Origin of the sequence: Sphingomonas abaci, assembly GCF_014199625.1 — a bacterium.
In the GTDB taxonomy this organism is placed as follows: domain Bacteria; phylum Pseudomonadota; class Alphaproteobacteria; order Sphingomonadales; family Sphingomonadaceae; genus Sphingomonas; species Sphingomonas abaci.
In genome coordinates this window covers 43,490-68,903 of sequence record NZ_JACHNY010000009.1, presented here as the reverse complement: position 1 = coordinate 68,903, position 25,414 = coordinate 43,490, and the positions used below count along the sequence as shown (strand labels likewise).

The window sequence follows — 25,414 nt, the reverse complement described above, 5'->3', positions numbered from 1 at the left end:
CAGGGTTTTGCCGGGCAAGCGCACGGACAATCCCCCGATTTATCCACAAGCGAAATGGAGATAGACATGGACGTGACGGTTCGACCGGCGCTGGACGGCGCGCGGCAGCAGCAGGGCGATGCGGGCTTTGCCGGCTTCGTGCGGACGGGCGCGACGCTGGAAATGAAGGCGTTCACGGGCGTGAGCGGCGATTCGGGCGGCTATGCGGTGCCGCGTGAGATCGATGCGGAGATCGGCCGCGTGCTGACCGGCCTGTCGCCGATCCGCGGCATCGCCCATGTCGTGACGGTGGGATCGGCCGGGTATCGCAAGCTGGTGACGAGCGGCGGCACGCCCAGCGGCTGGGCGGCGGAGACCGAGGCACGGCCGACCACCGCGACGCCGGTGTTCCGCGAGATCGTGCCGCCGAGCGGCGAACTTTATGCCAATCCCAGCGTCAGCCAGGCGATGCTCGACGATGCCGCGTTCGATGTGGAGGAATGGCTGGCCAGCGAGATCGCGACCGAGTTCGCGCGCGCCGAGGGCAGCGCCTTCGTCTCCGGCAGCGGCATCAACCGGCCCAAGGGGTTCCTGGCGCAACCGAGCAGCACCGACGGCGACGCCAGGCGCGCATTCGGCACGCTGCAATATCTGGCGACCGGATCGGCGAGCGGTCTGGGCAACGGTGCGGCGGACCGACTGGTCGAACTGGTGCAGATGCTGAAGGCACCCTATCGCCAGGGGGCGTGCTTCGTCGCCAATGCGGCGACGCTGGCGCTGATCCGCAAGCTGAAGGACGGCAATGGCGCGTTCCTGTGGCAGCCGGGACTGGCTGCGGACCAGGCGTCGCTGCTGCTCGGCTATCCAGTGGTCGAGGCCGAGGACATGCCGGACGTGGGCGCGGACGCGATGGCGCTGGCCTTCGGCAACTTCAAGCGCGGCTATCTGATCGCCGAGCGCCACGAGACCGCGATCCTGCGCGATCCCTATTCGAACAAGCCGTTCGTCAGCTTCTACGCGACCAAGCGGGTCGGCGGCTGCGTGGCGGATTCGAACGCGATCAAGCTGCTGAAGATCGCGGCGAGCTGAGGGACGGGAGACAGGCGATGATGAACGGACAGGAGGCATCGGCGCTGGTCGCGCCGGTGGCGGCGGCGGCGCGCGAGATGCTGCGGCTGGCGGGAAACGACGAGGATGCGCTGCTGCTGCGGCTGGCGATGACCGCGCTGGGGCTGGCGGAGGCATTTTGTGGACAACGGCTGCTACGGCGGGCGGATGCGGACGGACTGGCGGAGAGCTGGTCCGACCTGCCGCCGCCGATCGCGCACGGGCTGGTGCTGATGGCGGTGCACCTGTTCGAGAACCGCCATGCCGAGATCGGCGTGCCGATCGCGGTCGCGGCCTTGTGGCGGCCGTGGCGGCGGCTGGGCCTGTGAGCGCGATCGGGAGCGACGCCCGCGTGCTGCTGGTCGCGGCGGTGGTCGCGCGGCTGAAGGCGTTGGCGGGACTGGCGGGGGTGGCGGTGTTCGACGCGCCGCCGGTGCGTGGCGGCCTGCCCCATGCGGTGGTCGAGGAGCCGGTCCTGGCGGACGCGTCCGCCGCCGGGTGCAGCGGGCGCGAGGCGCGGCTGACCGTGATGCTGGAGGATGCGGGCGAGCGGCCGGTGCGGCTGCGCGCGCTGCTGGCGGCGGTCGAGGCGGGGCTGCCCGGGCTGGCGGGCACGGCGATCGGCGGCGGCTGGCGGCTGGTGACGATACGGCTGACGCGCAGTCGGCTGGCGCGGGCCGGCCGGTCGGAGGGGCGCTGGCAGGGCTCGGTGGAGTTCGCGGCGCGGATGTGGCGACAGGATTGAGGAGGGTGGCATGATCGAGCGGGGAAGCGCGTTCCTGTTGAAGGTGGGAGACGGGGCGGCGACGCCCGCCTTCGCGACGGTGGCGGGGCTGCGCACGACGCAGTTCGCGATCAACGGCGAGGCGGTGGTGGTGACCAACAAGGATTCGGGCGGGTGGCGGCAGTTGCTGTCGGGAGCCGGCATCCGCAGCGTCAGCGTGTCAGGCGCGGGCGTGTTCACCGGATCGGCGGCGGAGGCGCGGATCAAGGCGAGCGCGCTGGCGGGCACGATCGACGATTACCGGCTGAGCTTCGAGAGCGGCGACAGCATGACTGGCCGCTTCCTGGTGACGCGGCTCGATTATGCCGGCGATTTCAATGGCGAGCGATCCTATACGCTGAGCCTGGAGAGCTCCGGCGCGGTGGTGGCGTCGTGAGCGGCCCGGCCAATCCCGTGCGCGGCGAGGCGGCGCTGGCGGTGGATGGCGCGACGCTGGTGCTGCGGCCGAGCTTCGCGGCGCTGGTCGCGGCCGAAGCGGAGCTGGGGCCGCTGTTCGCGCTGGTCGAGCGGGCGGCGGACGGCAAGCTGTGCCTGTCGGAGATGGTCGCGCTGTTCTGGCACTGCCTGCGCGATCCGCCCGAGGGGCTGGATCGGATGGCGCTGGGCGAGGCGGTAGCGATGCTGGGTCTGGCGGCGGCGACGCCGGTGCTGCGCGTACTGCTGGGGCAGATCCTGGCGGGGCGGTGAGCGCGCGCTTCGCGGGCGCGGCGGCGCGGGCGGCGGGGTTCGCGGGCGCGGTGCTGGGCTGGTCGCCCGACCGCTTCTGGCGGGCGACGCCGGCCGAGCTGGCGGTGGTGGTGGCGGCGATGCGCGGCGCGGACGGCGGGCAGGTACCGCCTGACGCGGCGGCGATCGCGACGTTGCGAAAGGCGTTTCCAGATGGATGAGGTGGACCTGGCGATGGTGTCGGTGCGCGCCGACACGCGTGGCTTCCTGAGCGATGTGGCGTCGATGCGGGACGCGCTGGAAAGCGGGCTGGGCGGTAGCGCGGCGCGGGCCGGGGGACTGGTCGAGCAGGCGCTGCTGAAGGCGGCGCGGACCGGCAAGCTGAGCTTCGAGGATCTAAAGGCGACGGCGCTCAGGGTGATGGACCAGATCGCGGCGGCGGCGCTGCGAAATGCGGTGCGCAGCCTGATTGGCGACGTCGCATCGACGCTGGCGCCGACGGGATTGGGGGCGGGCCTTGGGGTGGCGTCGGCGGGCGGCGGCCAGCCGGGGCGGGCGACGGGCGGGCCGGTGGCACCGGGGCGCGGCTATCTGGTGGGCGAGCGCGGACCGGAGCTGTTCGTGCCGGCCGCGACCGGGCGGATCGAGACGCTCGCCCCCGCCGCGGCGCGCGAGGTGCGGGTGTCGATCACGATCCATGCGGGGCGGAGCGAGCCGGCGGCGGCGCTGCGCCAGTCGAGCCGGCAGGTGGCGCAGGCGGTGCGGGCGGCGCTGAACTGAGGACGGGCCGAACTGAGGAGGGGGCGATGGGGCATTGGTTGGCGCGTGCGCGGGACGGTCAGCGCGAGGAGGTGATGCAGCGGTTCGATCCGCGCTTCTGGACAGTCAATTTCCCGCGGCCGATGATGGCGGCGGTGACGACGACGAGACCGGATGCGTTGCGCGTCGACTGCGTCTTCTACAAGCGGGACGATCTCGCCGGGTTGATCTGGGAGGCGGAGGACCGGCACGATCACCCGCTGCTGCGCTACGAGACGGCGCGGGATTTCCGCCAGTGCCGGTTGCGGTTCCGCTGGCGCTCGGCCGGGATCAGGGCGCTGGACGCGGTGCAGGGGCCGGTGCTGACGATCGAGGGGCGCGATGCGGGGGGCGCGGCGCGAAGCTGGTATGTGCGGCTGTGGAACTATGCCAGCGGGTCGCCCCAGGATGCGACGGTGGCGATCAATTTCGCGAGCGTGGAGGGCGGGTTCCTGCTGCCGGACGAGGCGGTGCCGGTCTGGGCCGGGGATGTCGATCGGATGTTCGTGTCGCTGGCGCCGCCCGGCTACGATGGCGCGGATGCGGCGCTGGCCGCGCCGGCGGAGGGCTGGGTCGCGCTGACCGACATCGCCTGCGAGGGGCCGGGGGCAGTGCTGGCGCTGGGCGCGGCGGTGGTGCCGGAGCACGGCTTGCGGCTGGCGAGCGGCTATGACGACAGCTATCACCTGACCCCGGCCCGGCTGCTGCGCAACGCGCTGCACCTGGGCTATCGCGGGCCGATCGTCCATTATGTCGGCATGAGCCATTATTTCCGGCTCGAGGCCGCGAGTGGCGGTTTCTACGTCAGCGCCCGCGGCGGGGTGCTGAACGTGGCGTGCGCGGCCTGGCATCGCGCCCTGGCGGACGCAGCCCTGCGGCTGGGTTATACGGTGATCTGGTCGCTGTCCTACGAGCTGTTCGACGCGCATTGCTGGGGGGACTGGAAGCAGCGCGCCCTCGACGGATCGCCGGCGCTGACCGGATGGTCGCCGCCCTCGACCTTGCTGAGCCCGGCCCATGCGGGGGCGATGGACTGGCTGGCGCAGGTGGCGGCGGCGTTCATGCGGCTGGCGGCGGCGGCGGGGATGCCGGCGCGTTTCCAGGTCGGCGAGCCCTGGTGGTGGGTGCAGCCGGACGGCCACGCGCCGTGCCTGTACGATGCGGCGGCGGTGGCGGCCTTCGCGCCCGCGCCGATCGCGAGCATCCGCGACATCACGACCGCAGCGCAGCGCGCGACGCTGGACCGGGCCGGGGCATGCCTGGCGGCCTCGACCGTCGCGCTGGCGGCGGCGGCGCGGGGTGCGGCGGGGGGCCGGTGCATCACGCATCTGCTGACCTATCTGCCGACGGTGCTCGATCCGCTGGCGCCCGAGGCGAAGCGCGCGAACATGCCGGTCGGCTGGGCCTGGCCCGCCTTCGACGTGTTGCAGCTGGAGGATTATGACTGGGCGGCGACCGGCGATGCGGTGTCCAGCGCGCAGGGCGTCGCGGCGGCGGCCGAGCGGCTGGGCTATCCGGTGGGGGCGCAGCATTATCTCGCCGGCTTCGTGTTGCGGGCGCGGGATCGCGGGCAGTGGCGGGCGATCGCGCGCGCGGCGGCGACGGCGCGGGCGCGCGGGGTGGCGGAGACCTTCGTCTGGGCGCTGCCGCAGGTGATGCGCGACGGCTTCGTCCATTTCGATCTGGAGGAGGATGCGATGCAGGCGTTCGACGATGTCGGCTTTCCGCTGGCCCTGGGCCGCGACGTGGAGGTGACCCCGCATTTCTCGACCCAGATCGTGACGGCGGCGGGCGGCGCGGAGCAGCGCATCGCCGGATGGGCGGAGGCGCTCAGTCAGTATGACGTTGGGCCGGGCCTGCGGTCCGAGGCGGATATCGCGGCGCTGCTGGCGTTCTTCCGTGCGCGGCTGGGGCCGGCGCGGGGGTTCCGGTTGCGCGATCCGTTCGACTGGCAGGGGCGGGGCGAGGCGATCGGGACGGGGGACGGGGTGAACCGCCGCTTCGCGCTGGTGCGGCGGTACGACGCGGCCGAGCGGCGGATCACGCGGCCGGTGGCGGACAGCGTGCGCGTCGCGGTGGCCGGCCGCACGGCGGGGTTCCGGTTGAACGACGGCGGCTGGGTGGTGCTGGACGCCGCGCCGGCGGCGGGGGCGGCGGTGACCGCCTCGTTCGACTTCGACGTGCCGGTGCGCTTCGCCCAGGATCGGCTAAGCGTCAGTCGGGCCACCTATCTGGCCGGGGTCGCCGCATCGGTGCCGCTGGTCGAGCTGCGCGAGGTGGCGCCATGAGCGCGGCGGGCTGGCTGGACGCGGCGGTGACGACGATCGCCTTGTGCTGGCGGGTCGAGCGGCGCGACGGGGTGACGATCGGGCTGACCGCGCATGACCGGGACCTGGAGATCGACGGGCTGGTCCATCGCGCCGCGCCGGGCATGGTGCCATCGGCGATCACGCGGTCGGTGGGGCTGGAGGCGGACACGATGGACGTGTCGGGTGCGCTGACCGGCGACGCCTTCAGCCCGCGCGACCTGCTGGCTGGGCGGTGGGATGGCGCACGGGTGACGATCTTCGCCGCCGACTGGACCGGGGCGGGCGCGCCGGTGCCGCTGGGCGAGGGGACGATCGGCGCGGTCGAGCTGGGCGATCATGGCTTCACCGCCGAACTGCTGGGCGCGGCGGCGGCGCTCGACCGGCCGGCGGTGGAGGCCACCGCGCCCGAATGCCGCGCGGCGCTGGGCGACCGGCGGTGCCGCGCGGCGCTGCGGCGCCACTGGGCGCGGGTGCGGGCGATCGACGAGCGGACCTTGCTGAGCGATGTCGACGAGCCGGTGGCGGACGCGTTCGGCAACGGCATGGTCCGCTGGTTCGGTGGCGCGAATGGCGGGCTGGAGACGGCGGTGGCGCAATCGGCGGGGCGGCGGCTGGTCCTGATCGCGCCGCCGGCCTTCGCCGTGGTGGCCGACACGTTGGTCGAGCTGGTCGAGGGGTGCGACAAGAGCTTCGCCACCTGTCGCGACCGGTTCGGCAATGCCGCGAACTTCCGGGGCGAGCCGCATCTGCCGGGGCTGGACCTGATCACGCGCTGGCCGGGGGGCTGAGCCGTGCCGGGCGAGGCGGTGGTGGCGCGTGCGCGGGCGGTGCTGGGCGTGCCGTTCCGGCTGCATGGACGCGATGGCGCGGGCCTGGATTGCGTGGGGCTGGCGGCGCACGCGCTGCGGCTGGCGGCGCCGAGTGGCTATCCGCTGCGCGGCGGCGATGCGGCGGCGGTGCGGGCGCGCCTGGATGCGGTGCTGCGCCGGGTCGAGGGGGCGGCCGCGGCGGGCGATCTGCTGCTGATGCGGACCGGGCCGGGGCAATTGCATCTGGGCGTGTGGACCGGGGCGGGGCTGATCCATGCCGATGCCGGGCTGCGTCGGGTGGTCGAGCGGCCGGGCGCGCCGCCCTGGCCGCTACTGGGGTGCTGGCGACGATAAGGAAAGGATCGGACGATGGCGACGATGGTGCTGACGGTGGCTGGAACCGCGCTGGGCGGACCGATCGGCGGCGCGATCGGGGCGCTGGTCGGGCAGCGGATCGATCACGAGCTCTTCGCTCCCAAAGGGCGCGACGGCCCCCGACTGACCGAACTGGCGGTCCAGACCTCCTCCTATGGCAGCGCCATCCCCTGGCTGTTCGGGCGCATGCGGGTGGCGGGGACGGTGATCTGGTCGACCGACCTGATCGAGACGCAGGGCCGCTCCGGCGGCGGCAAGGGCCAGCCTGCGGCGACGCGGTACAGCTATGCCGCCTCTTTCGCGGTGCTGCTGTCGGGGCGGCCGATCCAGGCGATCGGCCGGATCTGGGCGGACGGGCGGCTGGTGCGCGGAGCCGCGGGCGACCTGAAGGTCAAGGCGGGCCTGCGGGTGCATCTGGGGGGAGAGGATCAGGCGGTGGACCCGCTGATCGCCAGCGCGGAAGGCGCGACGCCGGCCTATCGCGGCTGCGCCTATCTGGTGTTCGAGGATCTGCCGCTGGGCGAGTTCGGCAACCGGGTGCCGTCGCTGAGCGTGGAGGTGATCGCCGATGCCGGGGCGGTGGCGATGCGAGCTATCGCGGGAGCGTTCGGGGCGGAGGCGGACGGGTCGACCGTGGACGGCTTCGCCGCCAGCGGCAGCGTGGCGGGCGTGCTGGCGGTGCTGGCGCAGGTCGCCGGGGGACGATGGACGTCGGACGGCGCGGTGATGCGGCTGCGCGGGGACGCGACGCCGCTGGCGCTCGACGATGCCGGGGCGACGGCGGCGGGTGGGCCGGCAGGCATGGCGCGGGGGCGGCAGATCGCCGCGCCGGGGCGGGCGGCGCTGGCGGTGGCGGTGCGTCATTATGACCCGGCGCGCGATTACCAGGCGGGGGTCCAGCGGGCCGGCGGGCCGGGCGCATCGGCCGAGGTGGTCGAGTTGCCGGCGGCGCTGTCCGCCGGTGCGGCGAAGACGCTGGCCGGTGCGATGGTCGCGCGCGCCGGCGTGGAGCGCGTGCGGCGCAGCGTCACGCTGGGGTTCGCCGGGCTGGCGGTGAGGCCGGGCATGACGGTGACGCTGGGCGGCGAAGCGGGGCGCTGGCAGGTGCTGAGCGTGCTGGTCGAGGGAATGGCGGTGCGACTGACGCTGGCGCCGGTCGCGTTCGTGCCGCAGGTGCTGACGGCGAGCAGTGGCCGGGCCGCGATGGCGGCCGACGACGCGGTCGGCGCGACGCTGCTGCACGTCGTCGAACTGCCGTCGCTGGAGGAGCGACGGCTCGACCGGCCGCGGGTGACGGTGGTGGCGTGCGGCACCGGGGCCGGCTGGCGTCGGGCGGCGCTGCTGTGGAGCGCCGACGACGGCGCGAGTTGGACGCCGGCAGGCGACAGCGGCGCGGCGGGTGTGATCGGCACGATCGAGCGCGCACCGCTCGCGGCGCCGGCTACCCTGATCGACCGGGCGGGCGTGATGATCGTACGGCTGGCGCGTACCGGCATGGTGCTGGCCGAGGCGGACGACGCGGCGCTCGACCGGGGCGCGAACCTGGCCTGGGCCGGGGGCGAGCTGATCCAGTTCGGCCGGGCGGTGTCGCTGGGCGCGGGGCGATGGCGGCTGGAGCGGCTGCTGCGTGGCCGGCGGGGTACCGAGTCGGGTGTGGCGACGACGGGCGCAGCCTTCGTGATGCTCGACCCGGAGCGGGCGGTTGCGATCGACCTGCCGATGACGGCGCTCGGCGGGGCGGTGCGGGTGATGGCGAGCGGCGTGGCGGACCCGGAACCGGTGGAGGCGCGCACGACGATTAACGGCCTGTCGGTCCGTCCGCCCGCGCCGGTGGGGCTGGGCTGGCGGCAGGGCGTGCTGCGATGGGTCCGACGGAGCCGGCTGGGCTGGACGTGGTCGGATCGGGTCGATGCGCCATTGGCCGAGGAACGCGAGGAATGGCGGGTGACGATCATCCGGGCGAATGGTGACCGGCGCGACCTGAGCAGCGGGACGAACAGCGTGGCGGTGGACCTGGCGGAGGGGGATCGGGTGGAGGTTCGGCAGCGCGGCACCTGGACCGAGTCGCTGCCGGCGGTACTGACGATGGGAGAGGCATGATGGCGACGACGACTCGACTGGGCCTGCCGCTGCTGGAGGCCGGGCAGGCGCAAAAAGAGATTTGGCATAACGAGGCGCTGGCGCTGATCGACCTGGCGGTGCAGGCGGAGGTGCTCGCGGTCGGGCTCGATGCGCCGCCGGGTGCGCCGGTTACCGGCGCCTGCTGGGTCGTCGGCGCCCGCCCGACCGGTGCCTGGCAGGGGCAGGCGGGCGCCCTGGCGGGCTGGACGGATGGCGGCTGGCGCTTCGTGACGCCGGTCGAGGGGATGGCGACATGGGACCGGGGGACGCGGACGCTGGTCCGCTATGCCGACGGGCGATGGCGCGCCGCGGCGGCGGTGGCATCGCCCAGCGGTGGCGCGACGATCGATGCGGAGGCGCGGTCGGCGCTGGCGGATCTGCTGGCGGCGTTGCGGGCGCAGGGCGTGATCGCATGACGGCCCGGTCGCCCCGTTCCGACCAGGCGTCGCCCGGCGATCCGCCCTTTCCGACGATATTGTTCGATCCGCGCGGTTAACCCGCGTTTGACTATGGGAAAGATGCGGAGGGCCAATATGGATTATCCGCGAAACGACCATCCGCCGACATGGTGGCCGGTCGGCGCGCCATTCCGGCGGTGCTCGCGAGGCGGCGGATGGCCGGTCGGTCCAACCCTCTGGCGATAAACGCCCAGACAGGGGCACATGCGGCTGGCGCGGTGACGCCAACTCCGCCTGGAACACCGGACGACAAAGTCAGGATAGCTGAAAATCCACGGTTTTTGCGTTGAATTGACCAGCACCAGCGGCGAGCCGCGCCGCGAGGACGGCACTGGCAAGTTGTGGCGATTGGGCAACAGTCCCGAAAGTTTGTCCGCTTGCGTGGAAACCAACCCCCGGTTAGTGGGTTTGCGTCGTCCGTAGTGACAATCAGGAAAGGGGACTATGATGCGGAAGATTGCCGTCGTACTGGCACTCGCCTCCACCGCACTCGCCACTCCCGCCCTCGCCCGCGACAAGTCGTGGTACGTGGGCATCGAGGGCGGCGCGATGATCGTTGAAGATATCGATTACGATGTCGCCAACCTCAACAATGCGGCTTCGGTCGATCACGACTATGGTTATGACGTGGACGGCGTGGTCGGTTACGACTTCGGCGGTTTCCGTCTGGAAACCGAAGTCGGTTATCGCCGCGCCACCGTTGACGGCTTCCAGTCGTCGACCACCACGCCCTTCTTCACCGGTGCCGGTGCACGTGGCAATGCCGCTGCGGGCACTTATGACTATGCCGGCGGCGCCAGCTCGGCGCTCAGCTTCATGCTGAACGGCCTGCTCGACTTCGGTGACGATGACGGCATCCAGGGCTTCGTCGGCGGCGGTGTCGGCGTGGCGCGCGTCAAGGCGAACTACGCGCTGAACAACAACGGCAACTTCCTCGACGACTCGGACACCGTGTTCGCGTGGCAGGGCCTGGCCGGTATCCGCGCGCCGCTGACCGACCATCTCGACGCGACGCTGAAGTATCGCTTCTTCAACGCCGACAACGTCAAGCTGGTCGACGTCTCGAACCGCACGTTCGACGGTCGCTTCCGGTCGCACAGCATCCTGGGCGGCGTGACCTACAACTTCGGGTCGCCGACGCCGCCGCCGCCGCCGCCGCCGCCGCCGCCCCCGCCGCCTCCCCCGCCGCCGCCGCCGCCGGAGCCCGCTCCCGTGGTGCAGTGCCAGCCGGGTCCGTTCATCGTGTTCTTCGAGTGGAACAAGTCGGACATCACCCCGGAAGCGGCGTCGATCCTCGACAACGCGGTCACCCAGTATCAGTCCTGCGGCAATGCGCAGGTCATGCTGGCCGGCTACACCGACACCTCGGGTTCGCCCAAGTACAATGTCGGCCTGTCTCAGCGTCGCGCCGACTCGGTGAAGGCGTATATGGTGTCGCGGTCGATCCCCGATGGCGTCATCTCGACGGAGGCATTCGGCGAGACCAACCTGCGCGTGCAGACTGCCGACGGCGTCCGCGAAGTGCAGAACCGCCGCGTGGAAATCACCTACGGTCCGGGCGCTGGTTCGGGTCAGTAAGCGATTTTCCCCTAGCGGGAACGGAATTGGGGAGGTCGGTGCAAACCGGCCTCCCTTTTTCTTTGTCCGCCGCGGATCCCCCGGCCGAGCAGGCTTGAGGACAGTGGCGAGGGTGGCGGATGGTGATGGACCTGCGCCGCGTTCCGGTTCAATCTCCCTGGAAAGAGAGGGAGAGGCGAATGAAGGCGATCTTCATCACCGGTGGCGCATCGGGGATCGGTCGGGCGACGGCGCACCTGTTCGCAGCGCGCGGATGGCGCGTGGGGCTGGCGGACGTGGATGCCGCCGGTCTGGCCAGTACGGCCGCACTGCTGCCGGCGGGCATGGTCGAAACCTATGAGATGGACGTGCGCGACCGCGAGGCCTGGGTCGCGGTGTTGGATGCCTTTACCGCCACGACCGGTGGACGGCTGGATGTTCTGCACAACAATGCCGGGATCGGGACCGGCGGACCGCTCGCCGAGGCGCGGTTCGAGGACCTCGACCGGACGGTGGCGATCAACCTGATGGGCGTGATCAACGGCGCGAAGATCGGCCATGCCTATCTGGCGCGCACGCGCGGTTCGTGCCTGCTCAACACCGCGTCCGCCTCGGCCATCTATGGATCGGCGGGACTGGCGACCTATTCCGCCACCAAGTTCGGGGTGCGCGCGCTGACCGAGGCGCTGGACGGCGAATGGGCGGTGACCGGAGTCAAGGTGCGCTCGATCGTGCCGAGCTTCATCGAGACACCGCTGCTTGACGGCATCGCCGGAGCGAGCAATCGGACGATCCGCGAGACGGTGGTCGCAGCGGGCATGGAACTGACGCCGGTCGAGGCGGTGGCCGAGGCGGCGTGGAAGGCGGTGCATGGCGATGCCGTCCACACCTATGTCGGGCGGACGGCGGATCGGATGCGCTTCGCCGCGCGCTGGATGCCGGGGGCGCTGCGCAAGCGGATGCGGCGGCCGCGCGGATGATCGCGGCGGCTGTGTTGCGGAGTGGCGCTCGACGCCGGGGGGCGCTATCCGCGCGGACATGACCAAGCCCGGCCTGCTCCCCGAGGGGTTCCACGATCGCCTTCCTCCCTTTGCCGATGCCGCCGCGGCGGTGGAGGCGCGCGTGCTGGAGGCGGCGCGTCTGTACGGATATGAGCGGGTCGATCCGCCGCTGGCGGAGTTCGCGGAGGAACTGGCGGCGCGGTTGAAGGCGGGCGGGCTGCGCGACGCGGTGCGCTTCGTCGACCCGGTCAGCCAGGCGACCATGGCGGTCCGTCCCGACCTGACTGCGCAGGTGGCGCGGATCGCGGCGACGCGCATGGGCCATCATCCCCGGCCGGTGCGCCTGTCCTATGCGGGATCGGTGCTGCGGCTGCGCGGGCCGGCGCTGGCCCCCGCGCGCGAGCGGCGGCAGGTGGGGGTGGAACTGATCGGTCTCGATTCGATCGCGGCGGCGCGCGAAGTGGTGGCCGTGGCGGTCGAGGGGCTGGCGGCCGCGGGGATCGCCGATGTGTCGATCGATTTCACCTTGCCCGATCTGGTCGACACGCTGGCGGCCGGGCCCCTGCCGGTCGCGGCGGAGGATATCGAGGCGCTGCGCGAGCGGCTGGACGCCAAGGATGCAGGTGGTGTCGCCGCGATCGCTCCGGCTTATCTGCCGCTGATCGAGGCGACAGGGCCCTTCGAGGCGGCGCTCGACCGGTTGCGGGCGTTCGACGCGGATGGCGTGCTGGCGTCGCGGATCGAGGGCCTGGCGGCGATTGCGCAGGGTCTGGCGGGGCGCGCGACGATGACGCTGGACCCGACCGAGCGGCATGGCTTCGAATATCAGTCCTGGCTGGGCTTTTCGCTGTTCGCGAGCGGCGCGTCGCGCGAATTGGGGCGGGGCGGCACCTATGTCGTCGTGCATCCGGACGGGCGTGAGGAGGCGGCGACCGGTTTCTCCATCTATGCCGATGCGCTGGTGATGCCGGGCACGGTCGAGCGGCGCCGGCTCTTCCTGCCGCATGGCACGCCCGAGGCCGAATCGGCGGTCCTGCGGGCGGAAGGCTGGGTGACGGTGGCGGCGCTGGAGCCGCACGACACGCCGCAGGCGCAGCTGGCCACCCATGTCTGGGATGCCGGACGGGCACGGCCGGTTGCCCTTTGACGGGCGATCGCGCTCTCGGCATTTCCGGTGAGCGGTGATAGCAGGGCGGCATGACCGCTCCCGTTCTGTCGCCCGCCGAGTTGATCGATGCCATGGGAACCCGCGCCCGTGCAGCGGCCGGCGTGCTGGCGCGGCTGCCATCCGAGCGGCGCCGGGCGGGTTTGCACGGCGCGGCGGCGGCGATCCGCGCGGCGCGGCCGGCGATCCTGGCGGCCAATGCGCGCGACGTGGCGGCGGGCGAAGCGGCCGGGCTGAGCGCGGCGATGCTCGACCGCTTGCGGTTGGACGAAGACCGGGTTTCGGCGATCGCGGCCGCGGTGGATCAGGTCGCGGCGCTCGACGATCCGGTCGGGCGGGAGATCGACCGCGCGGTGCGGCCCAACGGGCTGGCGCTGTCGCGGGTGCGGGTGCCGATCGGGGTGATCGGCATCATCTATGAAAGCCGGCCCAATGTGACGGTCGATGCCGCCGCGCTGTGCGTGATGAGCGGCAACGCCACGATCCTGCGCGGCGGCAGCGAGGCGGCGGCGAGCAACCGAGCGCTCCATGCCGCCTTCACGGACGGGCTGGCGGCGGCGGACCTGCCGGCGGAGACGGTGCAACTGGTGCCGACCACCGACCGGGCGGTGGTCGGCGCGATGCTGATGGCGGCGGGCATGATCGACCTGATCATCCCGCGTGGCGGCAAGAGCTTGGTCGCGCGGGTGCAGGCCGAGGCCCGCGTGCCGGTGCTGGCGCATCTGGACGGCATCAACCACGTCTATGTCGATGGCGCGGCCGACCCGGCGATGGCGGAGGCGGTGGTGCGCGACGCCAAGATGCGCCGCACCGGCATCTGTGGCGCGATGGAAACCCTGTTGATCGATCGCGCCTATCCGGCGGGCGCGGCGTTGGTGGCGGCGCTGGCGGCGACCGGCTGCACCTTGCGCGGCGATGCGGCGGCGCAGGCGCTAGGCGTCGCGGAGGCGGCGGATGCGACGGATTGGGACACCGAATATCTCGACGCCGTCGCCGCGGTCGCGGTGGTCGACGGGCTGGACGGCGCGCTGGCGCATATCGCGCGGCATGGCTCGCATCACACCGATGCGATCGTGACCGGGGATGAGGACCGGGCCGAGCGGTTCCTGGCGGAGGTCGATTCGGCGATCGTGCTGTGGAATGCCTCGACCCAGTTCGCCGATGGCGGCGAGTTCGGGCTGGGGGCGGAGATCGGCATCGCCACCGGGCGGCTGCATGCGCGCGGACCGGTCGCGCTGGAAGGGCTGACGACCTATAAATGGCTGGGGCGCGGCACCGGCCAGGTGCGCGGGTGATCACCACCGGCCTGCTTGGCGGCAGCTTCAATCCGGCGCATCGCGGCCACCGGGCGATCACGCTGGCGGCGATCCACGCGCTCGACCTCGACGAGGCGTGGTGGCTGGTGTCGCCGGGCAACCCGCTGAAGCCGGCGAAGGGCATGGCCCCGCTGGCGGCGCGGCTGGCCTCGGCGCGGCAGCAGGCGCGTCGCGCCCCGATCCGGGCGACGGCGATCGAGGCGCGGCTGGGCACCCGCTACACGGCCGACACGATCCGCGCGCTACAGCGGCGCTATCCCAAACGGCGGTTCATCTGGATCATGGGCGCGGACAATCTGGCGCAGTTCCATGCCTGGCGGGACTGGCGCGGCATCGCCCGTGCGATCCCGATTGCGGTTGTCGCGCGTCCGGGATATGATGGTCGCGCCCTCGCGGCCCCCGCGATGGCCTGGCTGCGACGTTTCCGGCGATCGCAGTCGGCCGCGAAACGATGGACTGTGTGGACCGTGCCGGCGCTGGTGCTGTTGCGGTTCCGCCCTGATCCGACGTCCGCCACCGGCATTCGCGCCGGCGATCCCGACTGGTACCGGCGCTTCGCGCGCGGACAGTCCTCCTAGGAGCTCCCTTGGCCACTACCCCTTCCGTGCCCCGTTCCACCGACGCCCAGGAGGTGGAAGCGCTGCATCGTCTGATCCTCGAGTCGCTCGATGACGATCAGGCGGTCGAAACCGTCACCATCCCGCTCGCCGGCAAGTCGACCATCGCCGACCACATGGTGATCGCCAGCGGCCGCTCGACGCGCCAGGTGGCGTCCATGGCCGCCAAGCTGGCGGAGAAGATCAAGGCGGAGATGGGCCGCAGCCCCCGGATCGAGGGGCTTCCGACCGCCGACTGGGTGCTGATCGATGCGGGCGACGTGATCGTGCACCTGTTCCGGCCCGAGGTGCGCTCCTTCTACAATCTGGAGCGGATGTGGTCGTTCGGGGATGCGCCCGCACCGACCGCGGGCACGGGTTCGCCCACCGCCAACTGACGGATCGCGGCCGTGCTGCTCCATATCGTGGCGCGCGGCCGGATCGGGCGGTCGCCCGAAGCCGAACTGGTCGACCGCTATGCCAAGCGAATCGCCTGGCCAATGCGGGTGACCGAACTGCCCGACACGGGCGGACGCGAGCCGGCATCGCCCGCGCATGGCCGGCGCATCCTGCTGGACGAGAAGGGCGAGATGCTCGGCTCGATGGCCTTCGCCGAGAAGCTGGGCCGGTGGCGCGACGACGGCGTGCGCGAGGCGCGCTTCCTGATCGGGGCCGCCGACGGCTTCGACGATGCCGCCCGGCAGGAGGCCGACCTGCTGCTGTCGTTCGGCCGTGCGACCTGGCCGCATTTGATGGCGCGCGCGATGCTGGCCGAACAGCTGTTCCGCGCGACCAGCATCCTGGCCAACCATCCCTATCATCGTGAAGGCTGAGCGGCGGCGGTCGATCGCGCTCGGCCTGCTCGCATCCTGGCTGCTGGCTGGCGGGGTGGCGGCGCAGGCGCCATTGCCGGACCAGCAGCGCATCCTGGTGGACGCGCGGGCGGCGGCGGCGGCGGCCAGCGCGCGGGCGGCGCGACTGACCATCGCGGCGGCGCGCGAACGCGATGCCGCCGCCCGCGCCGCGATCGAGGAACAGGCGCTGGCGGAGCGGGTGCGCGGCGCGGAGGCGGCGCTGGCGGCGGCGGGTGCGCGCGCGGCGATCATCGAACGGTTGCTGGCGGTGCAGCGCGGTCGGCTGGCGGCGGCGCAGGCGCCGGTGGCGCGATTGCTGGCGGGCTTGCAGGCACTGGCGAGCCGGCCGGCGATCGCAGCGGTGGCGCAGCCGGGATCGGTCGACGATCTGGTCCATCTGCGCGCGGTGCTGGGCAGCACCCTGCCCGTGGTCCGGGCGCGCACGATGGGGGTGCGCGCCGAGCTGGCACGGGTGCGGGGACTCCGTCGCGAGGCCGCCGCCGCCGCGGTGGCGCTGCGGGACGGGCGGGCGAAACTGCAACGTGACCGGGTGGCGCTGGCCGCGCTCGAGTCGCTTCACCGGCGCCGCGCGGCGGTGCTGGGGCGCGGCGCGATGAGCGAGGAGGACCGGGCGCTGGCGATGGGCGAACGCGCCCGCGACGCGATCGATCGGATGGCCGAGGCCGATCAGGGCGAGGCGACCGCTGCGCAACTGGCGATCCTGCCCGGTCCCCTGCCGCGTCCGCTGGCGAGCGGCAGCGTGGTGCCGCCGCCGCCGGCGCCGGTCTATCGCTTGCCGGTCCGGGGGCGGCTGGTGATCGGCTTTGGCGAGATGTCCGAGTCCGGCGTGCGGGCGCGGGGTTTGACCTTCGCGGTGACGCCGGGCGCGGAGGTGCGGGCGCCGGCGGGCGGCACGGTGCGCTATGCGCGTGTCTTCCGGGACTATGGTCGCATCCTGATCCTGGACCATGGCGATGGCTGGACCAGCCTGTTGACCGGCATGGCGAGTCTGCTCGTCCGGCCCGGCGCGACGGTGGTGGCGGGCCAGCCGGTCGGCCGGGCGGGGCGGACCGACGGTGCGGCGGGCGATGCGGCCAGGGTCACGGTCGAACTGCGCCGTCGCGGGCGACCGGTCGACATGACCGCGCTGACCGGCTGAGCCGGCCGCCACGCCGCTCATCCTCTGTTCAGCGGCGGTTGGCTTTGCTCCCGCGCGCGTTATCCGCTAGACAGGCGGGCTAGTTACCGGGCCGGGGTTTTCCATGCGTCGTTCGCTTCTGACTGCCACCTCGATCGTGGCCGCGCTCTCGGCCATCCCGCTGGCGACGGCGGCGATGGCGGCGGCGGATTCCGGCAATTATGGCGAATTCGAGCGGTTCATCGACGTCTTCAACCGCGTCAAGGCGGACTATGTCGACAAGGTCGACGACAAGACGCTGATCAACGGCGCGATCCAGGGCATGCTGACCTCGCTCGATCCGCACAGCAGCTATGTCGACGCGCTCGATTTCCAGAACCTGAAGATCATGACCGACGGCAATTATGGCGGTCTGGGCCTGACGGTGTCGATGGAGGATGGCGCGGTCAAGGTGATCGCGCCGCAGGAGGATACGCCCGCCGCGCGCGCCGGGGTCAAGTCGGGCGATTACATCACCCATATCGACGGCAAGCTGATCTATGGCGACTCGCTGGACGAGGCGATCGGCCTGATGCGCGGCAAGCCCGGCACCAAGATCGCGCTGACGCTGGTCCGTCCCGGCACGACCAAGCCGATCGAAGTGTCGATGATGCGCGAGGTCATCACGCAGAAGCCGGTGAAGTGGGAAGTGCGCGGCGATGTCGGCTACATCAACATCAACACCTTCTCCGAGGCGACCGGCGCGGATACCCGCGCCGCGATCATGGCGATCGACAAGGCGCTGGGCCATCGCCCGCTGGGCTATGTCGTCGACCTGCGCGACAATGGCGGCGGCCTGCTGACCCAGGCGATCGCGGTGTCCGACGCGTTCCTGGATCATGGCGAGATCGTGTCACAGCGCGGGCGCGAGAAGGCCGACATCGAACGCTACTTCGCCAAGCCGGGCGACGACGCGCACGGCCTGCCGGTGGTGGTGCTGATCAATCCGGGCACCGCCTCCGCTTCCGAGATCGTCGCCGGCGCGCTTCAGGACCACCACCGCGCGCTGGTGATGGGCGAGCGGTCGTTCGGCAAGGGATCGGTGCAGACGCTGCTGCCGCTGGGGCCGGAAACGGCGCTGCGATTGACCACCGCGCGCTATTACACGCCGTCCGGCCGGTCGGTGCAGGAGGGCGGGATCGAGCCCGATATCAGGGTGCCGCAGCTCAGCGATCCCGACTACAAGGTGCGCCCGGTGTTCCGCGAGGCCGATCTGCGCCGCCACCTGATCAACGAGGTCAAAGCGGACAATGCGGTGCTGGAGGAAGACACCAAGGACGATCCGCGCTTCACCGCCACGGCCGAACAGTTGAAGAAGGAGGGCGTGAAGGACTTCCAGCTGCAATATGCGCTGAAGACGATCGCGCGGCTGGGCGGACCGGCGCAGGTCGCCGCCGCCACCCGCGTCACCCCGCCCACCGCCGATGCGAAGCCGGCCGACGCGAAGACCGGCATCAAGTGATCGGGCATAGCGCGCATCGCTGGTACCGGGCGAACTGGCTGGCGCTGCTGCTGCCGGCGGCGCTGCTGGCCGGCGCCTGGGGATCGCAACTGATCGGCGGGCTGTACCCGTGCGAGATGTGCCACTGGCAACGCTGGCCGCATTATGCGGCGGTGGTGCTGGCGGCGATCGGGCTGCTGCGCCCGGGCCTGCGGCGATCGATGGTGGTGCTGGCGGCGCTGGCGATCGCGCTCTCGGGCCTGATCGGCGTCGCTCATGCCGGCGTCGAATATCATTGGTGGCAGGGCTTCACCGCCTGCACCTCGACCGTTGCCGCCAGCGGCGGCAGCGCGGCGGACCGGCTGGCCGCGATCATGAAGGCGCCGATGGTGCGCTGCGACCAGGCGCAGTGGACGTTCTTGGGCATTTCGCTGGCCGGGTTCAACGCCATCTTCTCGTTGGCGGGGGCGATCACCATCTTGGCCCTGGTGAGGAGAGCGCGATGAGCTGGAAACCGGGTGACCGCCGCGAGGCGACGGAAGCGATGATCCGGGTGGATCAGGCCGGGGAGTTCGGCGCGATCCGCATCTATGCCGGACAGCTGGCGGTGCTGGGCGACCGGCATCCCGCTGCGCGCGCCATCCACCACATGGCGGCACAGGAAGAGCGGCACCGCGCCTTTTTCGACCGGATGATCGCCGAGCGCGGCGTGCGCCCGACCCTGCTCCAGCCGATCTGGAAGGTGGCGGGCTTCGCGCTCGGCGCGGCGACGGCGGCGCTGGGGCCGGACGCGGCGATGGCCTGCACCGCGGCGGTCGAGACCGAGATCGACAAACATTATTCGCAGCAGCTCGCCGAACTGGGCGACAGCGACCCCGAGCTGTCCGACGCGATCGTCGAGTTCCAGGCGGAGGAGTTGGAGCATCGCGACCATGCCCTGGCGGCGGGGGCGGAGAACACCTTCGGTTATCCGGTCCTGTCGGGACTGATCCGATTGGGGTGCAAGGTCGCGATCGCGACCGCCAAGCGCATTTAGGAGTGGATGCGATGAGGACCATGATGCTGGCGCTGCTCGCGCCCGGACTGATGCTGGCGGGGCCGTCGGTCGCGCAGACGACGCCCCAGGCATCGACGCCGAGCGCGCCGGTCAACCGCCCGACCGAGCTGGATGCCGAACCCCGGGCGGCGCTGCCCGGCCTGGAGCGGCCGCGCAAGGTGACGACCCAGGCGGGTGTCGGTCGCGGCGCGCCGGTCAACGGCGTGCTGATCCTTTATGGCAACGAGCAATGCCCGACCAACGCCGCCGGCGACGAGATCGTGGTGTGCGAGCGCCGCAGCGCCGAGGAGCAGTTCCGCATCCCCAAGGAAGTGCGCAACTTCGAGGTCACGCCGGAAAATCGTAGCTGGGCGGCGAAGGCGCAGGGCGTGCTGAGCGACGGCGTCGGCGTCAACAGCATCGGCAGCTGCTCGGCGGTCGGCCCCGGCGGCGGCTCGGGATGCTTCGCGCAGCGCGTGCGCGAGACGCGGGCGGTGAACGAAGCCAATGCGGCGGAGAACCGGCGCGTACCCTGATGGGCGGGTGTAGAACGCCTCCGGCCTGCTCATCGCTGTAAAAACGGGACCTTCGCCGCACCCACCATACCACCCCGGCGAAGGCCGGGGTCCAGCCGGGGGACGGTGGTGGATCCTTAGGAACGTTCCGTGATTGGACCCCGGCCTCCGCCGGAGTGGAGGCTGATGGGATTCGAGCGTCGAATTCCGAAAGGCCTCGCCTTTCCCCGGCCGGTGGTCAGAGGCTTCTCTTGCGCCGGCAGGACGATCCACACCCCGCCTGACCGGCAAGGGCCGGCAAAGCGTTGCCGCCCTTGCCGCCGCGCCATCGCGGAGCGACCCGCCAGCCCGTCACGCCCGAGGCGACGCGGCGATCTGGCACGGCTCTTGCTGATCGAACCCCGAACAGGGGTATCGATTCGACGTGAGCGTCCATCCAGTCCAGTCCGGCCGTATCCAGCAGGCGATCGCCTATGCCTCGAACGCGACCGGCATCGATTTCGACTATCTGCTCGGCCAGGCCAAGGTCGAGAGCGGCCTGAACGCCTCCGCGCGTGCCGGCTCCTCCTCCGCCTCCGGCCTCTACCAGTTCATCGAGTCGAGCTGGCTGGCCGTCGTGAAGAAGCATGGCGCGGAGCACGGCCTGGGCTGGGCCGCCGATGCGATCGGCCGTTCGGGCGGCCGCTACAGCGTCGCCGATGGCGCCACGCGGCAGGCGATCCTGGCGCTGCGCAACGACCCCGCCGCCGCCAGCCTGATGGCCGCCGAACATGCCTCCGACAACAAGGCGGCGCTGGAGGACAGCCTGGGCCGCGCCGCCAACGGCACCGACCTGTACATGGCGCATTTCCTGGGGCTGGGCGGCGCGAACAAGTTCCTGTCGGCGATGCAGGCCGATCCGCAGGCCAGCGCCGCCAGCCTGTTCCCCGGCGCGGCGCGCGCCAATCGCGGCGTCTTCTATGACGACGGCGGCCGGCCGCGTTCGCTGTCGGCCATCTACCAGCGTTTCGCCGACAAGCTCGGCGCCGGCAGTGACACCGTCGGCGAGACCCGCAACGCCAACCTGTCCTTCGCCGCGCAGGCGCTGGCGATGGGCGACGACGCCACTGTCGTCACCGGCGCCAACGAAACCGCCGACAGCGCCCTGTCCTGGGCGCGGTCGACGCTGGGGCAGATGACGGGCAAGGGGGCTGCGGCCGGCGACAGCCTGCTTCGGCCCCGACCCGATCATGCCCGCCTCGCCTATATGATGCTCGCCCGGATGGGAGGCTGACATGAAGCTGCTCGCCACCGCACGCGGCAGCGCCTTGCCGCTCGCCATCCTGCTGCTCGTCCTGGTCATGGTGGTGCCGATCCCGGCAGCGCTGCTCGACATCTTCTTCGTCGCCAACATCGCGATCAGCCTGGCGGTGCTGATGGTCGCGCTCAACGCGCAGAAGCCGCTCGATTTCAGCGCCTTCCCGACCGTGCTGCTGTTCGCGACGCTGTTCCGGCTCGGCCTCAACGTCGCCTCAACCCGGATCGTGCTGGTCCATGGCCATGAGGGCGAGGGCGCGGCCGGCCACGTCATCGAGGCGTTCGGCACCTTCCTGATCGGCGGCGACTATGTCGTCGGCCTGTTCGTCTTCGCGATCCTGATGATCATCAACCTGATCGTCGTGACCAAGGGCGCGGGCCGCGTGTCGGAAGTGTCGGCGCGCTTCACGCTCGACGCGCTGCCGGGCAAGCAGATGGCGATCGACGCCGATCTCAATGCCGGCCTGATCACCCCCGACGAAGCCAAGACCCGCCGCGTCGAGGTCGCGACCGAGGCCGATTTCTACGGATCGATGGACGGTTCGTCCAAGTTCGTGAAGGGCGACGCGATCGCCGCGCTGATGATCCTGGCGGCGAACGTTGTCGGCGGCCTGATCCTGGGGCCGGTCAGCCACGGCATGTCGATCGGCGATGCCGCGCATAATTACATCCTGCTGGCGATCGGCGATGCGCTGGTCGCGCAGCTGCCGTCGCTGATGCTGTCGATCGCCGCCGCCGCGATCGTCACCCGCGTCGCCTCGGAAAAGGACCTTGCTGGCCAGATCGGCTCGCAATTCGGCAGCGCGCGGACCTGGACGCCGGTGGCGGCTATCCTGGCGCTGCTCGGCGTGCTGCCGGGGATGCCGCATCTGGTGCTGCTGCCTGCCGCCGCCATCGCCGGCTTCGCCGCGTGGAAGCTGCGCCAGATCGAGCGTCGTCCAGTGGCTGCGCCGAGACACCGTCGGCGAGACCCGCAACGCCAACCTGTCCTTCGCCGCGCAGGCGCTGGCGATGGGCGACGACGCCACTGTCGTCACCGGCGCCAACGAAACCGCCGACAGCGCCCTGTCCTGGGCGCGGTCGACGCTGGGGCAGATGACGGGCAAGGGGGCTGCGGCCGGCGACAGCCTGCTTCGGCCCCGACCCGATCATGCCCGCCTCGCCTATATGATGCTCGCCCGGATGGGAGGCTGACATGAAGCTGCTCGCCACCGCACGCGGCAGCGCCTTGCCGCTCGCCATCCTGCTGCTCGTCCTGGTCATGGTGGTGCCGATCCCGGCAGCGCTGCTCGACATCTTCTTCGTCGCCAACATCGCGATCAGCCTGGCGGTGCTGATGGTCGCGCTCAACGCGCAGAAGCCGCTCGATTTCAGCGCCTTCCCGACCGTGCTGCTGTTCGCGACGCTGTTCCGGCTCGGCCTCAACGTCGCCTCAACCCGGATCGTGCTGGTCCATGGCCATGAGGGCGAGGGCGCGGCCGGCCACGTCATCGAGGCGTTCGGCACCTTCCTGATCGGCGGCGACTATGTCGTCGGCCTGTTCGTCTTCGCGATCCTGATGATCATCAACCTGATCGTCGTGACCAAGGGCGCGGGCCGCGTGTCGGAAGTGTCGGCGCGCTTCACGCTCGACGCGCTGCCGGGCAAGCAGATGGCGATCGACGCCGATCTCAATGCCGGCCTGATCACCCCCGACGAAGCCAAGACCCGCCGCGTCGAGGTCGCGACCGAGGCCGATTTCTACGGATCGATGGACGGTTCGTCCAAGTTCGTGAAGGGCGACGCGATCGCCGCGCTGATGATCCTGGCGGCGAACGTTGTCGGCGGCCTGATCCTGGGGCCGGTCAGCCACGGCATGTCGATCGGCGATGCCGCGCATAATTACATCCTGCTGGCGATCGGCGATGCGCTGGTCGCGCAGCTGCCGTCGCTGATGCTGTCGATCGCCGCCGCCGCGATCGTCACCCGCGTCGCCTCGGAAAAGGACCTTGCTGGCCAGATCGGCTCGCAATTCGGCAGCGCGCGGACCTGGACGCCGGTGGCGGCTATCCTGGCGCTGCTCGGCGTGCTGCCGGGGATGCCGCATCTGGTGCTGCTGCCTGCCGCCGCCATCGCCGGCTTCGCCGCGTGGAAGCTGCGCCAGATCGAGCGTCGTCCAGTGGCTGCGCCGATGCCGGTCGCCGCCGCCCCGGTCGACCCGTCGCGGATCGGCTGGGACGAGGTGACCGACGGGATGCAGGTCCATATCGACATCGGCTACGGCCTGGTGCCGCTGGTCGACGAACGGCGCGGCGCGCCGCTGATGGGTCGGATCACCGGTGTGCGGCGCCAGTTGTCGAAGGAACTGGGTTTCGTCGTGCCGCAATGCCGGGTGCGCGACGACATCAACCTGTCGCCCTATCATTACCGCATCCTGGTCAACGGCGTGGTCGTCGGCGAGGACCAGGTGTCGCCGGACGAGATGCTGGCGCTCGACACCGGCCAGGCCGTGGGCTTCCTTCAGGGCAAGCCGGCCAAGGACCCGACCTTCGGGCTGGACGCCACCTGGATCGCCCCGGGCGATGCCGATGCGGCGACCGGCGCGGGTTATCTGGTGGTCGATCCTGGCACGGTGATGGCGACGCACCTGAACCATGTGCTGGGCAGCCATGCCGCCGACCTGCTGGGACCGGACGAGGTGCAGGCGCTGCTCGATGGGCTGAAGGACCGCGCCGGCCAGCTCGTCGCCGCGCTCTGCCCGCAGCCGGTGTCGCTGACCGCGCTGACCCAGGTGCTGAAGGGCCTGCTCGCCGAGAACATCTCGCTGCGCGAATTCCGCCGCATCGCCTCGGCGATCGCCAGCGCGGCGCAGCGCAGCGCGGATCCCGAGGAGCTGGTCGAGTTGATCCGCCCGGCGCTGGGACCGCTGATCATCCAGAAACTCTGCGGCGTGCGCGAGCCGCTGCGCGTCATGACGCTGGAGGGACATTTGGAAGCTTTGCTGGGCCAGGCGATGCGCGCCGACGCATCCCGCCGCCATGTCATCGAACCCGATCTCGGCCGCCGCATCGTCGACGCGCTGACCCAGGCCGCACAGCCGCTGATCGCCGAGGCCAAGCCCTTTGCGCTGGTGGTCCAGCCGACCATCCGCGTCGCCATCCGCAAGCTGATCCGCGGCTGCCTGCCCGACACGCCGGTCCTGTCCTTCTTCGAGGTGCCCGAGGACAAGGCGGTCGAGGTCGTCGCGATCATCGGCGCGCCCCAGCCGCAGGCGCTCGCGGCATGAGCGCGGAACCGATGCGCCAGGCCTTCGCCAACGCCCAGCTGCTTGACGGCCAGCCGCTGACCTACAAGCCCAAGCGGCGGCCGGGCGACGATCGCGACCGGCTGGTGCGCGAGCATCTGCCGCTGGTCCGCCGCATCGCCTGGCATGTCCACGGGTCGATGTCGACGATCGTGGATGTCGAGGATCTGGTCCAAGTCGGCCTGATCGCGCTGGTCGAGGCGGCGGCGACCTTCGAGGATCGCGGGCTGGTCAGTTTCCGTCACTATTGCACGACGCGGCTGCGCGGCGCGATGATCGACGAGCTCCGCCGCCAGGCGACGACGACGCGCGGCGCGATGAAGCGGCGGCGGCAATATGCGCAGGCCGTGGCGGCGCTGACTGATCCGACCGGCCGCGCACCCGAGGAGGCGGCGGTGGCGGCGCGGATCGGCGTCTCGGTCGAACGGCTGCGCGCCGACTATGCGACGGCGGACGCGGTGCGGTTCGACTCGATCGACGAGGTCTATGCCGACGATCTGCCCTGGTTCGCGGACGATTCGCCCGACGCTTTCGCGCAACTGGCCGATGGCGAGACGCGCAACCGCCTGATCGCCGCGATTTCCGCCCTGCCCGAGCGCGAGGCGCAGGTGATCCAGCTTTACTATGTCGAGGAACTGAACCTGGAGGAGATCGGGCAGGTGTTGGGCGTCGGTGCGGCGCGCATCTGCCAGATCAAGGCCTCGGCGCATACGCGACTGAAAAAGGCGATGATGCGATAAGTCCCTGTTCCGCCTTGCTCCCCGGCAACCC

The 25,414-nt window shown here is 71.3% G+C and carries 27 protein-coding genes and 1 pseudogene; all 28 read left to right on the top strand.

Going from position 1 to position 25,414, the window contains the following annotated elements; translation table 11 throughout:
- Positions 1-66 precede the first annotated feature (66 nt).
- Entirely contained in the window at positions 67-1,068 is a 1,002-nt protein-coding gene (locus GGQ96_RS17200; RefSeq protein ID WP_184116668.1) for a phage major capsid protein, read from the top strand.
- A 17-nt stretch (positions 1,069-1,085) separates the two neighbouring features.
- The gene (locus GGQ96_RS17195; protein ID WP_184116667.1) at positions 1,086-1,415 is read left to right on the top strand and encodes a head-tail connector protein; all 330 of its coding nucleotides are present in this window, start codon (positions 1,086-1,088) and stop codon (positions 1,413-1,415) included.
- Entirely contained in the window at positions 1,412-1,831 is a 420-nt protein-coding gene (locus GGQ96_RS17190; protein WP_343059101.1) for a DUF3168 domain-containing protein, read from the top strand. The genes GGQ96_RS17195 and GGQ96_RS17190 overlap by 4 nt, the downstream gene beginning before the upstream one ends.
- A gap of 10 nt (positions 1,832-1,841) precedes the next feature.
- A complete protein-coding gene (locus GGQ96_RS17185) occupies positions 1,842-2,246 on the top strand; it encodes a phage major tail protein, TP901-1 family (RefSeq protein ID WP_184116666.1) in 405 nt (134 codons plus the stop codon).
- Entirely contained in the window at positions 2,243-2,557 is a 315-nt protein-coding gene (locus GGQ96_RS17180) for a GTA-gp10 family protein (protein WP_184116665.1), read from the top strand. Before GGQ96_RS17185 ends, GGQ96_RS17180 begins: the two co-directional genes overlap by 4 nt.
- Positions 2,554-2,757 carry a phage tail assembly chaperone gene (locus GGQ96_RS17175; protein ID WP_184116664.1) on the top strand — a complete coding sequence of 68 codons (204 nt, stop codon included), beginning with the start codon at positions 2,554-2,556 and terminating at the stop codon, positions 2,755-2,757. The genes GGQ96_RS17180 and GGQ96_RS17175 overlap by 4 nt, the downstream gene beginning before the upstream one ends.
- Positions 2,750-3,316, top strand: coding sequence for a phage tail tape measure family protein (locus tag GGQ96_RS17170; RefSeq protein ID WP_184116663.1), 567 nt, complete (start codon positions 2,750-2,752; stop codon positions 3,314-3,316). Before GGQ96_RS17175 ends, GGQ96_RS17170 begins: the two co-directional genes overlap by 8 nt.
- Positions 3,317-3,342: 26 nt before the next feature.
- Positions 3,343-5,622 (top strand): DUF2460 domain-containing protein, encoded by a 2,280-nt coding sequence (locus GGQ96_RS17165; protein WP_184116662.1) that lies wholly within the window; start codon positions 3,343-3,345, stop codon positions 5,620-5,622.
- Positions 5,619-6,431 carry a DUF2163 domain-containing protein gene (locus GGQ96_RS17160; RefSeq protein ID WP_184116661.1) on the top strand — a complete coding sequence of 271 codons (813 nt, stop codon included), beginning with the start codon at positions 5,619-5,621 and terminating at the stop codon, positions 6,429-6,431. Before GGQ96_RS17165 ends, GGQ96_RS17160 begins: the two co-directional genes overlap by 4 nt.
- Before the next feature lie 3 nt (positions 6,432-6,434).
- Entirely contained in the window at positions 6,435-6,806 is a 372-nt protein-coding gene (locus GGQ96_RS17155) for an NlpC/P60 family protein (protein ID WP_184116660.1), read from the top strand.
- A 15-nt stretch (positions 6,807-6,821) separates the two neighbouring features.
- Positions 6,822-8,927: a phage tail protein gene (locus tag GGQ96_RS17150; RefSeq protein ID WP_184116659.1), complete on the top strand. Its 2,106-nt coding sequence runs from the start codon at positions 6,822-6,824 to the stop codon at positions 8,925-8,927.
- On the top strand, positions 8,924-9,364 hold the full coding sequence (locus GGQ96_RS17145) for a DUF2793 domain-containing protein (protein WP_184116658.1): 441 nt from the start codon (positions 8,924-8,926) through the stop codon (positions 9,362-9,364). Before GGQ96_RS17150 ends, GGQ96_RS17145 begins: the two co-directional genes overlap by 4 nt.
- Before the next feature lie 489 nt (positions 9,365-9,853).
- A complete protein-coding gene (locus GGQ96_RS17140) occupies positions 9,854-10,984 on the top strand; it encodes an OmpA family protein (RefSeq protein ID WP_184116657.1) in 1,131 nt (376 codons plus the stop codon).
- Positions 10,985-11,163: 179 nt separating this feature from the next.
- Entirely contained in the window at positions 11,164-11,943 is a 780-nt protein-coding gene (locus GGQ96_RS17135; protein WP_184116656.1) for an SDR family oxidoreductase, read from the top strand.
- Positions 11,944-12,001: 58 nt separating this feature from the next.
- Positions 12,002-13,111, top strand: a complete 1,110-nt coding sequence (locus GGQ96_RS17130; protein ID WP_184116655.1) for an ATP phosphoribosyltransferase regulatory subunit — start codon at positions 12,002-12,004, stop codon at positions 13,109-13,111.
- 50 nt (positions 13,112-13,161) lie between these two features.
- Positions 13,162-14,424, top strand: a complete 1,263-nt coding sequence (locus tag GGQ96_RS17125; protein WP_184116654.1) for a glutamate-5-semialdehyde dehydrogenase — start codon at positions 13,162-13,164, stop codon at positions 14,422-14,424.
- A complete protein-coding gene (locus tag GGQ96_RS17120; protein ID WP_184116653.1) occupies positions 14,388-15,023 on the top strand; it encodes a nicotinate-nucleotide adenylyltransferase in 636 nt (211 codons plus the stop codon). Before GGQ96_RS17125 ends, GGQ96_RS17120 begins: the two co-directional genes overlap by 37 nt.
- Positions 15,024-15,031: 8 nt before the next feature.
- Complete coding sequence (gene rsfS / locus GGQ96_RS17115; RefSeq protein WP_221240032.1) at positions 15,032-15,439, top strand: ribosome silencing factor; 408 nt, start codon at positions 15,032-15,034, stop codon at positions 15,437-15,439.
- A 12-nt stretch (positions 15,440-15,451) separates the two neighbouring features.
- Complete coding sequence (locus GGQ96_RS17110; protein ID WP_184116652.1) at positions 15,452-15,874, top strand: 23S rRNA (pseudouridine(1915)-N(3))-methyltransferase RlmH; 423 nt, start codon at positions 15,452-15,454, stop codon at positions 15,872-15,874.
- Positions 15,864-17,054 carry a murein hydrolase activator EnvC family protein gene (locus GGQ96_RS17105; protein WP_343059099.1) on the top strand — a complete coding sequence of 397 codons (1,191 nt, stop codon included), beginning with the start codon at positions 15,864-15,866 and terminating at the stop codon, positions 17,052-17,054. Before GGQ96_RS17110 ends, GGQ96_RS17105 begins: the two co-directional genes overlap by 11 nt.
- A gap of 103 nt (positions 17,055-17,157) precedes the next feature.
- Positions 17,158-18,534 carry a S41 family peptidase gene (locus GGQ96_RS17100; RefSeq protein ID WP_184116651.1) on the top strand — a complete coding sequence of 459 codons (1,377 nt, stop codon included), beginning with the start codon at positions 17,158-17,160 and terminating at the stop codon, positions 18,532-18,534.
- Positions 18,531-19,019: a disulfide bond formation protein B gene (locus GGQ96_RS17095; RefSeq protein ID WP_184116650.1), complete on the top strand. Its 489-nt coding sequence runs from the start codon at positions 18,531-18,533 to the stop codon at positions 19,017-19,019. The genes GGQ96_RS17100 and GGQ96_RS17095 overlap by 4 nt, the downstream gene beginning before the upstream one ends.
- Positions 19,016-19,549 (top strand): demethoxyubiquinone hydroxylase family protein, encoded by a 534-nt coding sequence (locus GGQ96_RS17090; RefSeq protein WP_184116649.1) that lies wholly within the window; start codon positions 19,016-19,018, stop codon positions 19,547-19,549. Before GGQ96_RS17095 ends, GGQ96_RS17090 begins: the two co-directional genes overlap by 4 nt.
- 11 nt (positions 19,550-19,560) lie before the next feature.
- Positions 19,561-20,085, top strand: coding sequence for a hypothetical protein (locus GGQ96_RS17085; protein ID WP_246360689.1), 525 nt, complete (start codon positions 19,561-19,563; stop codon positions 20,083-20,085).
- 403 nt (positions 20,086-20,488) lie between these two features.
- Positions 20,489-21,337 carry a lytic transglycosylase domain-containing protein gene (locus tag GGQ96_RS17080; protein WP_184116648.1) on the top strand — a complete coding sequence of 283 codons (849 nt, stop codon included), beginning with the start codon at positions 20,489-20,491 and terminating at the stop codon, positions 21,335-21,337.
- Position 21,338: 1 nt separating this feature from the next.
- Positions 21,339-22,313 (top strand): annotated as a pseudogene (locus GGQ96_RS17075) (FHIPEP family type III secretion protein); the annotation flags it as partial.
- Positions 22,314-22,555: 242 nt separating this feature from the next.
- Positions 22,556-24,625 (top strand): flagellar biosynthesis protein FlhA, encoded by a 2,070-nt coding sequence (flhA, locus tag GGQ96_RS17070; RefSeq protein WP_184116647.1) that lies wholly within the window; start codon positions 22,556-22,558, stop codon positions 24,623-24,625.
- Complete coding sequence (locus GGQ96_RS17065; RefSeq protein WP_184116646.1) at positions 24,622-25,383, top strand: sigma-70 family RNA polymerase sigma factor; 762 nt, start codon at positions 24,622-24,624, stop codon at positions 25,381-25,383. The genes flhA and GGQ96_RS17065 overlap by 4 nt, the downstream gene beginning before the upstream one ends.
- Positions 25,384-25,414 lie beyond the last annotated feature (31 nt).